Raw genomic sequence first — 13,517 nt, 5'->3', positions numbered from 1 at the left:
GCTATTTTTCCTGTCGCTAAATGGAGACATTTAACCATTTGATTTTATTAATGGTAAATGGGTTTGGCTTTAGTTGTCTGCATTTGGCGACAGCGCGGCGTTTTTTTCATCGCTCATCGGGGCGTGATGCACAAAGAAATTTGCTGATATAATCTTATTTTTTAATAAAATCATTTGGTTATTATTTTTATTGCAAAGTTGGCACGTAACGTGCATTATTCTCGGCGGCTGCTCATTCACCTTTTTATGACGGCGCCGTAATTAGACGGCAAATCGCCTCATAAGCCTCCGAATGATGCCAAAGAAATGGTGCCTATCGTCCAACCAAACCGATAACAGACCGTGCAAGCGGCTTTATCAAGCATCGGGCGACACGTGGAGTGAGGCACCGCCTGTATCCAACTGTGATGAAGGGTTCATCAATCCTGGATACTTACGGATGCTATTCGTCCTGTTCGATGCCAGCCGCTGCGCTACATCACCCTGGGGACGAGGTTTAAGGGCATCCACACTTTCCTTGCGTTGGGGCAAGTTTCTTGCCCCGATGTCAATTCTCAACGCTGCGCTTATCCCTGTTGCGTTGCCTATGCCCTCGAACGCAGACGCTATCCCCACACTCTCGTTTTCGCACCGGTTGATGTTGCCGGGGTCGCATGCCGTCGGCAGGCCAGGCCTATGGGCGCGGTTCACCGATCCCGCGGCTTTTTCCTTGCGCGTTCAGGATTCTCCCTTGCCGGGCTTTTCTCTTTCCGGCGAGTCAGTTAGCATCGTGACAGAGCTGAGAGAATGAGATGATTTCGTTGAAAAGATGGCGTTTATTCCCCCGTTCGCTGCGGCAATTGGTGCTGCTGGCCTTCCTGTTGGTGCTGCTGCCGCTGCTGGTGCTGGCCTATCAGGCCTACCAGAGCCTGGATCACCTCAGCGCGCAGGCGGCGGACATCAACCGCACCACGCTGGTGGACGCGCGGCGCAGCGAGGCGATGACCAGCGTGGCGCTGGAGATGGAGCGCAGCTATCGTCAGTACTGCGTGCTGGTCGATCCCACGCTGCAAAAGCTGTATCAGAACCAGCGCAAGCAGTATTCGCAGATGCTGGACGCCCATGCGCCGATTCTGCCGGACGAGCGCTATTATCAAACGTTGCGCCAGCTGCTGACCCAGCTGGCGGCGATCAAATGCCATAACAGCGGGCCGGATCAAGAGGCTTCCGCCTTGCTCGAGTCGTTCTCGCGCTCCAACGCCGAAATGGTGCAGGCCACGCGCGCGGTGGTGTTCTCGCGCGGCCAGCAGCTGCAGCAGGCCATCGCCGAGCGCGGCCAGTTCTTCGGCTGGCAGGCGCTGCTGCTGTTCCTGGTCAGCGTGCTGCTGGTGGTGCTGTTTACCCGCATGATCATCGGGCCGGTCAAGGCCGTGGAGCGGATGATCAACCGTCTGGGGGAAGGGCGCGCGCTGGGCAGCACCGCGTCGTTCAAAGGGCCGCGCGAGCTGCGTTCCCTGGCGCAACGCATTATCTGGCTGAGCGAGCGGCTGGCGTGGCTGGAATCGCAGCGCCACGAGTTCTTGCGCCATATCTCGCACGAGCTGAAAACGCCGCTGGCCAGCATGCGCGAAGGCACCGAGCTGCTGGCCGACGAGGTGGCGGGGCCGCTGACTTCCGATCAGAAAGAGGTGGTGACGATCCTCGACAACAGCAGCCGCCATCTGCAGCAGCTGATTGAACAGCTGCTGGATTACAACCGCAAACTGGCCGATGGCCCGGCGGCACATGAGAACGTCGAGCTGCGCGAAATGGTCGATTTGGTGGTCGCCGCGCACAGTTTGCCGGCGCGGGCGAAGATGATTTCCACCGAAATTGCGCTGGAGGCGGAAATCTGCTGGGCAGAGCCTACGCTATTAATGCGCGTGCTGGATAATCTCTATTCCAATGCGGTGCACTACGGCAAGGAATCCGGTAACATTTGGATCCGCAGCCGTCAGGTTGGACAACGGGTGCAAATCGACGTCGCCAATACCGGCACGCCGATCCCCGAGGCTGAAAGAGCCATGATTTTCGAGCCTTTTTTCCAGGGTAGTCACCAGCGAAAAGGGGCGGTAAAAGGAAGCGGACTGGGGTTGAGCATCGCTCAGGACTGTATCCGTCGCATGCGCGGTGAGCTGCAACTGGCGACGGTCGCCGGTGCAGACGTCTGCTTCCGCATTGAATTGCCGTTAACCGCCGAGAATGAATAAATAATGTACACATGGTCTAAGCGCCTTCGTCTTTCACAGACCGAAGGTTCACCGCGTGCCACGCACAGGACGCCGCTCGGCAAACGCCCGATCGGCTGGTTGGGCGCCGTCTTCTTTATGCCGCTGTTGCTGGCGGGCTGCGTCGATCGCGCCGTCAGCGGCGGCCTGAACGCTCAGCAGCAAGAGGCGATCCCGGATACCAAGGTGATCGATTACCGCACCGCGGCTTGCGATACCCTGTGGCAGTTGGACGACAAGGACGCGCTGGATAACGCGCTCTACTGGCTGCGCGCGATGGACTGCGCCGATCGCATCGGGTCGACCCAGGCGCGCGCGCTGGCGAAAACGGTGCCTGGCGACAGCTGGTCCGGCGTTTTCAAACAGAGCATCCTGTTGGGCAGCGCGCAGCCGACCTCCGGCGAGCGCCGCCAGATGATTGACAGGATCAACAGCTACCGAATGGAGTTCCCCGGCTCGTTGCGGCCGCTGACGCAGCTGTGGCGCCAGCAGCAGATGCTGCAGATCACGCTGTTCGATGAAAAAGCGCGCTATCAGCATCTGCAGGAGAGCAGCGACAGCCAGATCGATTCGCTGCGCCAGAACCAGGCGCGTTTGCAATCGCAGCTGCAGGACACCTCGCGCAAGCTGGAAAACCTGACCGACATCGAGCGCCAGCTCTCTTCGCGCAAGCAGCTGCAAGGGGAAATCCCGGAAAACAACACAGGCTCGCAAAAGGGCGAAGCCGCCGGTAAAAACGGCGCGGCCGCCAAAGGGGCGGAGCCGCAGGACGAACCGGAAAAGGGCACCGCGCTGCCGGTTGAACCGGAAGACACCTATACGCCGCCCCCTGCCAATAAGGAGTCTCACGCGCAATGACCGCACGCAAACCGGCCAACCTGCTCTTGGTTGACGACGATCCCAGCCTGCTGAAGCTGCTGGGCATGCGTCTGACCAGCGAAGGTTTTCACGTCACCACCGCCGAAAGCGGCCAGGAAGCGCTGCGCCTGCTGGCGCGCGAACAGATCGATCTGGTGATCAGCGATCTGCGTATGGACGAGATGGACGGCATGGCGCTGTTCGCCGAGATCCAAAAGCATCAGCCGGGCATGCCGGTGATCATTCTCACCGCGCACGGTTCGATTCCCGATGCGGTGGCCGCCACCCAGCAGGGGGTGTTCAGCTTCCTGACCAAACCGGTGGATCGCGATGCGCTGTACAAGGCGATCGACGAAGCGCTCGCGCTGTCGGCCACCCCGGCCGGCGACGACGCCTGGCGCGAAGATATCGTCACCCGCAGCCCGCTGATGCTGCGCCTGCTGGAGCAGGTGAAAATGGTGGCGCAGTCCGACGTCAGCGTCTTGATCAACGGCCAGAGCGGCACCGGCAAAGAGGTGGTGGCGCAGGCGATCCACGCCGCCAGCCCGCGCGCCGGCAAGGCGTTCATCGCCATCAACTGCGGCGCGCTGCCGGAGCAGCTGCTGGAGTCCGAACTGTTCGGCCACGCCAAGGGCGCCTTTACCGGCGCGGTCAGCAGCCGCGAAGGGCTGTTCCAGGCGGCGGCGGGCGGCACGCTGTTCCTCGACGAGATCGGCGATATGCCGCTGTCGCTGCAGGTGAAGTTGCTGCGCGTGCTGCAGGAGCGCAAGGTGCGGCCGCTGGGCAGCAACCGCGATCTGGACATTGACGTGCGCATCATCTCCGCCACCCACCGCGATCTGCAAAAGGCGATGGCGAAGAACGAGTTCCGCGAAGATCTCTACTATCGCCTCAACGTGGTGAACCTGAAGATCCCGGCGCTGAACGAACGCGCCGAAGATATCCCGCTGCTGGCCAACCACCTGTTGCGCGAAGCGGCCCAGCGGCACAAGCCGTTCGTGCGCAGCTTCTCGACCGACGCCATGAAGCGGCTGATGACCGCCAGCTGGCCGGGCAACGTGCGCCAGCTGGTCAACGTCATCGAGCAGTGCGTGGCGCTGACCTCGGCGCCGGTGATCGGCGAAGCGCTGGTGGAGCAGGCGCTGGAAGGGGAAAACACCGCGCTGCCGACCTTCGCCGAAGCGCGCAACCAGTTCGAATTGCATTACCTGCGCAAGCTGCTGCAGATCACCAAGGGCAACGTGACCCAGGCCGCGCGCATGGCGGGCCGCAACCGCACCGAGTTTTACAAATTGCTGTCGCGCCACGAGCTGGACGCCAACGATTTTAAAGAATGACAGTTTGCCGCCGGTGCCTGCCACGCAGGTTCTCAACAAATCCGGCGGAATGATTTACACTCCGTTCTCTTTGCCGCGGCGCGCCCGGCGAAGAGCACCATGGAACGTATTAAGCGGGATCGTACACAAATGAGCAGATCACTTTCCATCGCCCTGGCCCAGCTGAACCTGCTGGTCGGCGACATTGAAGGCAACACCGAACGCATGTTGCAAATCGTGCAGGAGCAGCAGAAGGCGGGAGCCGATCTGGTCATGTTCAGCGAACTGGCGCTGTCCGGCTACCCGCCGGAAGATCTGCTGTATCGCAATGACTTCTATCAGCGCTGCGACGCGCAACTGCTGCGCCTGCAGCAGGCCTCCGCCGAGACGGCGATCCTGGTCGGCCACCCGTGGCGCGAAGGCGACAAGCTGTATAACGCGCTGTCGCTGTTTGCCGAAGGCCGCCTGCTGACCCGCTACTTCAAGCAGCAGCTGCCGAACTACGGCGTGTTCGATGAGAAGCGCTATTTCCACGCCGGCAACGACACCTGCGTGGTGGAGCTGAAAGGCTACCGTCTGGGTCTGCTGATTTGCGAAGATCTGTGGTTCCCTGAGCCGATCGACGCCGCCAAGGCGGCCGGCGCGGAAATTATCCTGTCGATCAACGCCTCGCCGTATAACCGCGAAAAGCCGTATATCCGCAAAACCCTGATGGCCGGCCACTGCCAGCGCACCCAGCTGCCGCTGGTGTACCTCAATCAGGTCGGCGGCCAGGATGAGCTGATCTTCGACGGCTGTTCCAAGGTCTTCGACGCCGCCGGCACCATGACCCACCGTCTGGCGGCCTTCGACGAGCAGGTGACCCGCCTGGAATTCAACGAGCTGGCCGTGGTGCCGATGGCCGATCCGGCCGCCGAGCTGCCGCAGCTGGCGCAGGTGTACCAGGCGCTGGTGTTGGCGGTGCGCGACTACGTGACCAAAAACGGCTTTAAAGGCGCGGTGCTGGGCCTGTCCGGCGGCATCGACTCGGCGCTGACGCTGGCGATCGCCGTGGATGCGCTGGGCAAAGACAAGGTGCAGGCGCTGATGATGCCGTTCCGCTATACCGCGGATATCAGCATCGCCGACGCCAAGGAAGAGGCGGAAATCCTCGGCGTGGAGTTCGATATCGTCTCCATCGAACCGATGTTCGACGCCTTTATGGGCCAGCTGTCGCCGATGTTCGCCGGCACCGAGCGCGACACCACCGAAGAAAACCTGCAGGCGCGTTGCCGCGGGGTGGTGCTGATGGCGCTGTCCAACAAACGCCGCAGCATCGTGCTGACCACCGGCAACAAGAGCGAAATGGCGGTGGGATACGCCACGCTGTACGGCGATATGGCCGGCGGTTTCGACGTGTTGAAAGACGTGCCGAAAACGCTGGTGTTCAAGCTGTCCGAATACCGCAACACCGTCTCCTACGTGATCCCGCAGCGGGTGATCGATCGTCCGCCGTCCGCTGAGCTGGCGCCGGATCAGGTCGATCAGGACAGCCTGCCGCCATACGATATCCTGGACGCGATCCTGGAAGGCTACGTTGAGCGCGACAAATCGGTTGCCGATCTGGTGGCCGAAGGGTTCGACGAAGCGATCGTGCGCAAGGTGATCCGCCTGGTGGACATCAACGAATACAAGCGGCGTCAGGCCGCCGTCGGGCCGCGTATCACCGCCCGTAACTTCGGCAAAGACCGCCGCTACCCCATCACATCCGGTTTTGGCCGCAAAAATTGGTAAAAGGAAAGAAGATGAAAAAGATCGACGCGATTATCAAGCCGTTCAAACTGGATGACGTCCGCGAAGCGCTGGCCGAAGTGGGCATCACCGGCATGACGGTCACCGAAGTGAAAGGCTTCGGCCGCCAGAAGGGCCACACCGAGCTGTACCGCGGCGCCGAGTACATGGTCGACTTTCTGCCCAAGGTGAAGATCGAGATCGTGGTTGCCGACGACATCGTCGACACCTGCGTGGAAACCATCATGCAGACCGCACAGACCGGCAAGATCGGCGACGGCAAAATCTTCGTCTTCGACGTGGCGCGCGTGGTGCGCATTCGTACCGGCGAGCAGGACGAAGAAGCGATTTAATGTGATCGTCTACCGAGCACCGCCAGCTTGAGCCTGGGCAGTGCTCGGTCTCCTCACGTACTGCGTGTACGCTCCGGGCCCTGCGCGCTGGCCGTGCCCAATCTGGCCGGCGCTCGCTACGTCCCACACCTCAGTGAACATCTCCCGACCTCTCCACAATTCTGGTTATTTTCACCATTAGCATTCTAAAAAAGCGAACGCTATCGCGTTTTTGATACTTTGCCCGATCGCTTTTTTTGCGGGATCTACAATCAATCTAACAATCTTGATTGAGGTGATCCCCAATGAATTTCAAGTTGCGGCTAGGCGGCAAGGGCGTGCATCCCCAGGAGCTTACTCAAGTAAGTGACTGGGGTAAGCGCACGCAGACAACAACGCAGCGGCTTGAAAGGCGATGGGGATGATGACGTTACGCCAAATCCGCCACTTTATCGCGGTGGCGGAAACCGGGTCGATCTCCGCCGGCGCCCAGGCGGTGTTTGTCTCCCAGTCTTCGCTGACGCTGGCGATCCAGCAGTTGGAAACCGAGATCGGCGTGCGGCTGTTCGATCGCCACGCCAAGGGCATGACGCTGACCCATCAGGGGCACCAGTTTCTGCGCCAGTCGTATCTGATCCTGGCGACGGTGGACAACGCCAAGCGCAGCCTGCAGATCGGCACCGAAAGCCTGACCGGCAAGCTGACCGTCGGCGTCACCAGCCTGGTGGCCGGCTACTTCCTGGTGGAGCTGCTCACGCGCTTTAAATCGGCCTATCCCAACGTCACCGTGCAGGTGGTTGAAGACGAGCGCCCGTATATCGAGCATCTGTTGGTCAGCGGCGAGATCGACATCGGCGTGCTGATCCTGTCGAACATCGAAGACCGCGACGCGCTGCAGACCGAGGTGCTGATGCACTCGCCGTATCGCCTGTGGTTGCCGCCGCTGCACCCGCTGCTGGAGCACGAGAGTATCAGCCTGGCGGACGTGGCCAAACAGCCGCTGATCCAGCTCAACGCCGATGAAATGGACGTGCACGCGCGGCGCATCTGGTCGCGCGCCGGGCTGAAGCCGGAGATCGCCATGAAGACCGCCTCGACCGAGGCGGTGCGCAGCCTGGTGGCGGCGGGGATGGGGGTCTCCATCCAGCCGGATATGGCGTACCGCGCCTGGTCGCTCGAGGGCAACATGATCGAAGCGCGCAAGCTGGACGATCTGCTGGAGCCGCTGGATATCGGGCTGGCGTGGCGGCGCGGCAGCGCGCGGCCGGAGCTGGTGACGCCGTTCCTTACCATCGCGCGCGAGAACGGCAGCAAACATGCCGCCGGGCTTAAGCATTCGATTTAATCGAACGCGGCGTTCAGTATTTAGAATTTGTTGCCCGCCAGAGGCTCGCTTAGGCTGATTAAAACTAACTTATTCACATTTGGTTAACGTTTTTGTCACTTAGGGGCGTCAGGCGATGGCAGATGTGCAGGTTCTCTCAGGTTTGTCCTGTCAGCAGTTCATTAACGGTCAGATGGTCGACGGCGAAGGCCAGCAGGAATGCATCGTCAATCCGGCCAACGGCGAGACGCTGATCGTCCTGACCGAAGCCTCTTCGGCGCAGGTCGGCAGCGCGGTGAAAGCCGCGCAGCAGGCGTTTGGTCACTGGTCGCGCACCACGCCGGCCCAGCGCGCCGCCCTGTTGCTGCGCATCGCCGACGCCATTGAGCGGCAGGCGCCGCAGCTGGCGCAGCTGGAAGCCCTCAACTGCGGCAAACCGCTGCATCAGGCGCTCAATGACGATCTGCCGGCGGCGGTCGATGTGTTCCGCTTCTTCGCCGGCGCGGTGCGCACGCAGCAAGGGCAGCTGGCCGGCGAGTATGTGCCGGGCCACACCTCGATGATCCGCCGCGATCCGATCGGCGTGGTGGCCTCGATCGCCCCCTGGAACTATCCGCTGATGATGGCGGCGTGGAAGATCGCGCCGGCGCTGGCGGCGGGCAATACCGTGGTGTTCAAACCCTCCGAACATACGCCGCTGACCATTCTGGCGCTGGTGCCGGCGCTGCAGGAGATCCTGCCGCCGGGCGTGCTGAATATCGTCTACGGCGGCGGGGAAGGGGTCGGCAGCCAGCTGGTGGGGCACCCGCAGGTGCGGCTGGTATCGGTCACCGGCGATATCGTCACCGGGCAAAAAATTCTTCAGGCGGCGGCCAAAAGCGTCAAGCGCACCCACCTGGAACTGGGGGGCAAGGCGCCGGTGATCGTCTGTGACGACGCCGATCTCGACGAAGTGGTCAACGGCATTCGCACCTATGGCTATTACAACGCCGGCCAGGACTGCACCGCCGCCTGCCGCATCTACGCGCAGGCGGGCATCTATCCCAAGCTGGTGGACGCGCTGGGCGAGGCGGTCGCCAGCCTGCGCTTCGCCCGCAAGCGCGATCAGGACAACGAAATCGGCCCGTTAATCAGTGCCCGCCAGCGCGATCGCGTCGCCAGCTTCGTCGAGCGAGCGCTCAGCCAACCGCATATCGAATTGATCACCGGCGCCGCGGCCCACTCCGGGCCGGGGTTCTATTACCAGCCGACCCTGCTGGCGGGCTGCCTGCAAAGCGACGAAATCGTGCAGCGCGAGGTGTTTGGCCCGGTGGTCAGCGTCACGCGCTTCGAACACCTGGAGCAGGCGGTGGCGTGGGCCAACGACTCGGAATACGGGCTGGCTTCGTCGGTGTGGACGCAAAATATCGATCGGGCGCTGCACATCGCCGCCCATCTGCAGTATGGCAGCACCTGGATCAACACCCATTTCACCTTGGCGAGCGAGATGCCGCACGGCGGCCTGAAACGCTCCGGCTACGGCAAGGATCTGTCCAGCGATTCGCTGCAGGATTACAGCGTTGTCAGGCACGTAATGGCGAAGTTCAAAGCCGGCTTCTAACGGTTATATCAAGAAAAATCAGGCGGCAGCCGTTCCCTGCCGCATACCGATAAGCAACACAGGGGTAATTACGATGGGAAAAACTACCGCAGTCACCACCACCGTCTCCGCGCTCTGTCTTACCGTGCTGTGCGGCCTGGCCCAGGCGGCCGATCTGCCGCAGACGCTGGGCAAAGGCGAAGGCCGGCTGGATATCATCGCCTGGCCCGGCTACATCGAACGCGGCCAGTCCGACAAAAACTACGACTGGGTCACCCAGTTTGAGAAGCAAACCGGCTGTGCGGTGAACGTGAAGACCGCCGCCACCTCTGATGAAATGGTCAGCCTGATGGCCAAGGGCGGCTACGATCTGGTGACCGCCTCCGGCGACGCCTCGCTGCGCCTGATCTTCGGCAAGCGGGTGCAGCCGATCAACACCGCGCTGATCCCGAACTGGAAGAACATCGATCCGCGCCTGCTGAACGGCGCCTGGTACACCGTGGACGGCAAAACCTACGGCACGCCGTACCAGTGGGGGCCGAACCTGCTGATGTACAACACCAAAACCTTCCCGACGCCGCCGGACAGCTGGGCGGTGATCTTCCAGCAGCAGAACCTGCCGGACGGCAAGAGCAACCAGGGCCGGGTGCAGGCTTACGACGGCCCGATCTACATCGCCGACGCGGCGCTGTTCCTGAAGGCCACCCAGCCGCAGCTCGGCATCAGCGATCCATACCAGCTCAACGAAGAGCAGTATCAGGCGGCGCTGAAGCTGCTGCGCAGCCAGCACGCGCTGATCCACCGCTACTGGCACGACACCTCGGTGCAGATGAGCGACTTTAAAAACGAAGGCGTGGTGGCCTCCAGCGCCTGGCCGTATCAGGCCAACGCCCTGAAGGGCGAGGGGCAGCCGATCGCCACCGTGTTCCCGAAAGAGGGCGTGACCGGCTGGGCGGACACCACCATGCTGCATGCCGACGCCAAGCACCCGAGCTGCGCCTACCAGTGGATGAACTGGTCGCTGGAGCCGAAGGTGCAGGGCGACGTGGCGGCCTGGTTCGGGTCGGTGCCGGCTTCGCCGGCGGGCTGCAAGGCCAGCGCGCTGCTGGGTGAGAAGGGCTGCGAAACCAACGGTTTCAACCAGTTCGACAAAATCGCCTTCTGGAAAACGCCGCAGGCGCAGGGCGGCAAGTTCGTGCCGTACAGCCGCTGGACCCAGGATTACATCGCCATCATGGGCGGCCGCTAAGCCGCGGGGCGCAGCCCGCTGCGCCCGAATTACATCAGTATGGAGCACAGAAAATGACCATTGCCGTGCAATTCATCGATGTTTCGCGGACTTTCGGCGATGTTCGCGCCGTGGATCGGGTATCTATCGACATTCAGGACGGGGAATTCTTCTCCATGCTCGGGCCGTCCGGCTCGGGCAAAACCACCTGCCTGCGCCTGATCGCCGGCTTTGAACAGCTCACTTCCGGCTCGATTCGCATCCACGGCCAGGAAGCCGCCAACCTGCCGCCGTACCAGCGCGACGTGAATACGGTGTTTCAGGATTACGCGCTGTTCCCGCACATGTCGGTGCTGGAAAACGTCGCCTACGGCCTGATGGTGAAGGGCGTCGCCAAACGCGAGCGGCTGGCGCGGGCGCAAGAGGCGCTGGAGAGCGTGGCGCTCGGTTTCGTTGCCGAACGCAAACCGGCGCACCTGTCGGGCGGCCAGCGGCAGCGCGTGGCGTTGGCGCGCGCGCTGGTCAATCGGCCGCGGGTGCTGCTGCTGGACGAACCGCTCGGCGCGCTGGATCTCAAGCTGCGCGAGCAGATGCAGGGCGAGCTGAAGAAGCTGCAGCGCCAGCTGGGCATCACCTTTATCTTTGTCACCCACGATCAAAGCGAAGCGCTGTCGATGTCCGATCGGGTGGCGGTGTTCAATAACGGCCGCATCGAACAGGTGGATACGCCGCGCGAGCTTTACATGCGGCCTAAGACGCCGTTCGTCGCCGAATTTGTCGGCACCTCCAACGTGGTGCGCAGCGAGCTGGCGCAGCGCCTGCTCGGCGAAAGCCGAATCTTCTCGATCCGGCCGGAGCATATCCGCCTGCTGGAGCAGGGCGGCGCGGCGCAGGACGAGATCCAGGTGCAGGGCACGCTGCAGGAAATCCATTACCAGGGCGCGGCCACGCGGTATGAAATCGCGCTGAACGGCGGCGAAAAGCTGCTGGTCAGCCAGGCCAATCCGCAGTGGCTCGCCGAAGGGCAACAGCGGCAGATCGGCCAGCCGATCGTCGCCTGCTGGCCGCGCGCGGCGATGGTGCCGCTGCTGGAGGAGAGGTGAGATGGACATGAGCATCGATTCCCCCTCGGCGCGCGGCGGCACCGTGCGCGCGCTGTCGACCTGGCTCTATCGCCGGCCGACGCTGTATCTGCTTTTGCTGCTGGTGCCGCCGCTGCTGTGGTTCGGCGCGGTGTACCTCGGTTCGCTGCTGACGCTGCTGTGGCAAGGGTTTTACACCTTCGACGATTTCACCATGGCGGTGACGCCGGATCTGACCTTCGCCAACCTGGCGGCGCTGTTCAACCCGGCCAACTACGACATCATCCTGCGCACGCTGACCATGGCGGTGCTGGTGTCGCTGGCCAGCGCGGTGCTGGCGTTCCCGATCGCCTATTACATGGCGCGCTACACCAGCGGCCGCGTCAAGGCGTTCTTTTACATCGCGGTGATGATGCCGATGTGGGCCAGCTATATCGTTAAAGCCTATGCCTGGACCCTGCTGCTGGCGAAAGACGGCGTGGCGCAGTGGTTCCTGCAGCACTTGGGGCTGGAGCCGCTGTTGGCTTCGCTGCTGACGGTGCCCGGCATCGGCGGCAACACGCTGTCGACCTCGGGGCTGGGGCGTTTTCTGGTGTTCGTCTATATCTGGCTGCCGTTCATGATCCTGCCGATCCAGGCGGCGTTGGAGCGCCTGCCGCCTTCGCTGCTGCACGCCTCGGCGGATCTGGGCGCCCGACCGGCGCAGACCTTCCGCCACGTCATTTTGCCGCTGGCGGTGCCGGGCATCGCCGCCGGGTCGATCTTCACCTTCTCGCTGACGCTGGGCGACTTTATCGTGCCGCAGCTGGTGGGGCCGCCGGGCTATTTCATCGGCAGCATGGTCTACGCCCAGCAGGGCGCGATCGGCAATATGCCGATGGCCGCGGCCTTTACGCTGGTACCGATCGTCCTGATCGCCATCTACCTTTCCATCGTCAAACGTCTGGGGGCTTTCGATGCACTCTGAACGCGCGCCCTTAGGGCTGAAGCTGGCCGCCTGGGGCGGACTTGTCTTCCTGCATTTCCCGTTGGCGATCATCGCCATCTACGCCTTCAACACCGAGGATGCCGCTTTCAGCTTCCCGCCGAAGGGGTTCACGCTGCACTGGTTCAACGTTGCCGCCGGGCGGCAGGATATCCTCGATGCGGTGCTGCTGTCGGCGCAGATCGCCTGCCTGGCGACCGCCATCGCGCTGGTGCTCGGCACCTTGGCGGCGGCGGCGCTGTATCGGCGCGATTTCTTCGGCAAGGACAGCATTTCGCTGCTGTTGCTGCTGCCGATCGCGCTGCCGGGGATCGTCACCGGTCTGGCGCTGCTGGCGGCGTTCAAGGCGCTGAACATCGAGCCGGGCATCCTGACTATCGTCGTCGGCCATGCGACGTTCTGCGTGGTGATCGTGTTCAACAACGTCATCGCCCGGTTCCGCCGCACCTCGTACAGCCTGATCGAAGCGTCGATGGATCTCGGCGCCGACGGCTGGCAAACCTTCCGTTACGTGATCTTGCCGAACCTCGGCTCGGCGCTGCTGGCCGGGGGCATGCTGGCGTTCGCGCTGTCTTTCGATGAAATCATCGTGACCACCTTTACCGCCGGCCACGAGCGCACGCTGCCGCTGTGGCTGCTGAACCAGCTCGGTCGCCCGCGCGATGTGCCGATCACCAACGTGGTGGCGCTGTCGGTAATGCTGTTGACCATGCTGCCGATCCTCGGCGCTTACTACCTGACCAAAGGTGGGGAAAGCGTCGCCGGCAGCGGCAAATAATTTCCTTACCCGACCTCTG

11 protein-coding genes are annotated in these 13,517 nt (G+C 62.4%); all 11 read left to right on the top strand.

Translation table 11 applies throughout. The annotated features are described in order from the left end of the window. The first annotated feature begins 791 nt into the window (after positions 1-791). Entirely contained in the window at positions 792-2,228 is a 1,437-nt protein-coding gene (locus tag ACF8MC_RS12225) for a HAMP domain-containing sensor histidine kinase (RefSeq protein ID WP_033635614.1), read from the top strand. Between the two features lie 3 nt (positions 2,229-2,231). Further along, positions 2,232-3,104 carry a two-component system QseEF-associated lipoprotein QseG gene (qseG, locus tag ACF8MC_RS12220; protein WP_052475427.1) on the top strand — a complete coding sequence of 291 codons (873 nt, stop codon included), beginning with the start codon at positions 2,232-2,234 and terminating at the stop codon, positions 3,102-3,104. Further along, positions 3,101-4,441, top strand: a complete 1,341-nt coding sequence (gene glrR, locus ACF8MC_RS12215; protein WP_033635613.1) for a two-component system response regulator GlrR — start codon at positions 3,101-3,103, stop codon at positions 4,439-4,441. Before qseG ends, glrR begins: the two co-directional genes overlap by 4 nt. 129 nt (positions 4,442-4,570) lie before the next feature. After that, entirely contained in the window at positions 4,571-6,193 is a 1,623-nt protein-coding gene (locus tag ACF8MC_RS12210; RefSeq protein WP_025303930.1) for an NAD+ synthase, read from the top strand. Between the two features lie 11 nt (positions 6,194-6,204). Then, positions 6,205-6,543: a nitrogen regulatory protein P-II gene (gene glnB / locus ACF8MC_RS12205; RefSeq protein ID WP_004847623.1), complete on the top strand. Its 339-nt coding sequence runs from the start codon at positions 6,205-6,207 to the stop codon at positions 6,541-6,543. A gap of 400 nt (positions 6,544-6,943) precedes the next feature. Beyond that, entirely contained in the window at positions 6,944-7,867 is a 924-nt protein-coding gene (locus ACF8MC_RS12200) for a LysR substrate-binding domain-containing protein (protein WP_038874511.1), read from the top strand. A 115-nt stretch (positions 7,868-7,982) separates the two neighbouring features. Further along, on the top strand, positions 7,983-9,446 hold the full coding sequence (locus tag ACF8MC_RS12195) for a gamma-aminobutyraldehyde dehydrogenase (RefSeq protein ID WP_041036359.1): 1,464 nt from the start codon (positions 7,983-7,985) through the stop codon (positions 9,444-9,446). A gap of 73 nt (positions 9,447-9,519) precedes the next feature. Continuing rightward, complete coding sequence (gene ydcS / locus ACF8MC_RS12190) at positions 9,520-10,674, top strand: putative ABC transporter substrate-binding protein YdcS (protein WP_033648931.1); 1,155 nt, start codon at positions 9,520-9,522, stop codon at positions 10,672-10,674. A 53-nt stretch (positions 10,675-10,727) separates the two neighbouring features. After that, positions 10,728-11,756, top strand: a complete 1,029-nt coding sequence (locus ACF8MC_RS12185) for an ABC transporter ATP-binding protein (RefSeq protein WP_041036357.1) — start codon at positions 10,728-10,730, stop codon at positions 11,754-11,756. A gap of 1 nt (position 11,757) precedes the next feature. Beyond that, positions 11,758-12,702, top strand: coding sequence for an ABC transporter permease (locus tag ACF8MC_RS12180; protein WP_041036356.1), 945 nt, complete (start codon positions 11,758-11,760; stop codon positions 12,700-12,702). Then, the gene (locus ACF8MC_RS12175; protein ID WP_004941378.1) at positions 12,692-13,498 is read left to right on the top strand and encodes an ABC transporter permease; all 807 of its coding nucleotides are present in this window, start codon (positions 12,692-12,694) and stop codon (positions 13,496-13,498) included. The genes ACF8MC_RS12180 and ACF8MC_RS12175 overlap by 11 nt, the downstream gene beginning before the upstream one ends. Positions 13,499-13,517 lie beyond the last annotated feature (19 nt).

This window comes from Serratia sp. LACPHL-BACT-2024-00286, from assembly GCF_043109535.1.
Taxonomy (GTDB): domain Bacteria; phylum Pseudomonadota; class Gammaproteobacteria; order Enterobacterales; family Enterobacteriaceae; genus Serratia; species Serratia sarumanii.
The sequence above is the reverse complement of the archived record's forward strand: the minus strand, read 5'-3'. Positions and strand labels throughout refer to the sequence as shown.

Bases quoted from the DNA above. Each gene is read 5' to 3' on its own strand.
- ACF8MC_RS12225 (WP_033635614.1), top strand. From the start codon at position 792: ATGATTTCGTTGAAAAGATGGCGTTTATTCCCCCGTTCGCTGCGGCAA.
- qseG (WP_052475427.1), top strand. From the start codon at position 2,232: ATGTACACATGGTCTAAGCGCCTTCGTCTTTCACAGACCGAAGGTTCA.
- glrR (WP_033635613.1), top strand. From the start codon at position 3,101: ATGACCGCACGCAAACCGGCCAACCTGCTCTTGGTTGACGACGATCCC.
- ACF8MC_RS12210 (WP_025303930.1), top strand. From the start codon at position 4,571: ATGAGCAGATCACTTTCCATCGCCCTGGCCCAGCTGAACCTGCTGGTC.
- glnB (WP_004847623.1), top strand. From the start codon at position 6,205: ATGAAAAAGATCGACGCGATTATCAAGCCGTTCAAACTGGATGACGTC.
- ACF8MC_RS12200 (WP_038874511.1), top strand. From the start codon at position 6,944: ATGATGACGTTACGCCAAATCCGCCACTTTATCGCGGTGGCGGAAACC.
- ACF8MC_RS12195 (WP_041036359.1), top strand. From the start codon at position 7,983: ATGGCAGATGTGCAGGTTCTCTCAGGTTTGTCCTGTCAGCAGTTCATT.
- ydcS (WP_033648931.1), top strand. From the start codon at position 9,520: ATGGGAAAAACTACCGCAGTCACCACCACCGTCTCCGCGCTCTGTCTT.
- ACF8MC_RS12185 (WP_041036357.1), top strand. From the start codon at position 10,728: ATGACCATTGCCGTGCAATTCATCGATGTTTCGCGGACTTTCGGCGAT.
- ACF8MC_RS12180 (WP_041036356.1), top strand. From the start codon at position 11,758: ATGGACATGAGCATCGATTCCCCCTCGGCGCGCGGCGGCACCGTGCGC.
- ACF8MC_RS12175 (WP_004941378.1), top strand. From the start codon at position 12,692: ATGCACTCTGAACGCGCGCCCTTAGGGCTGAAGCTGGCCGCCTGGGGC.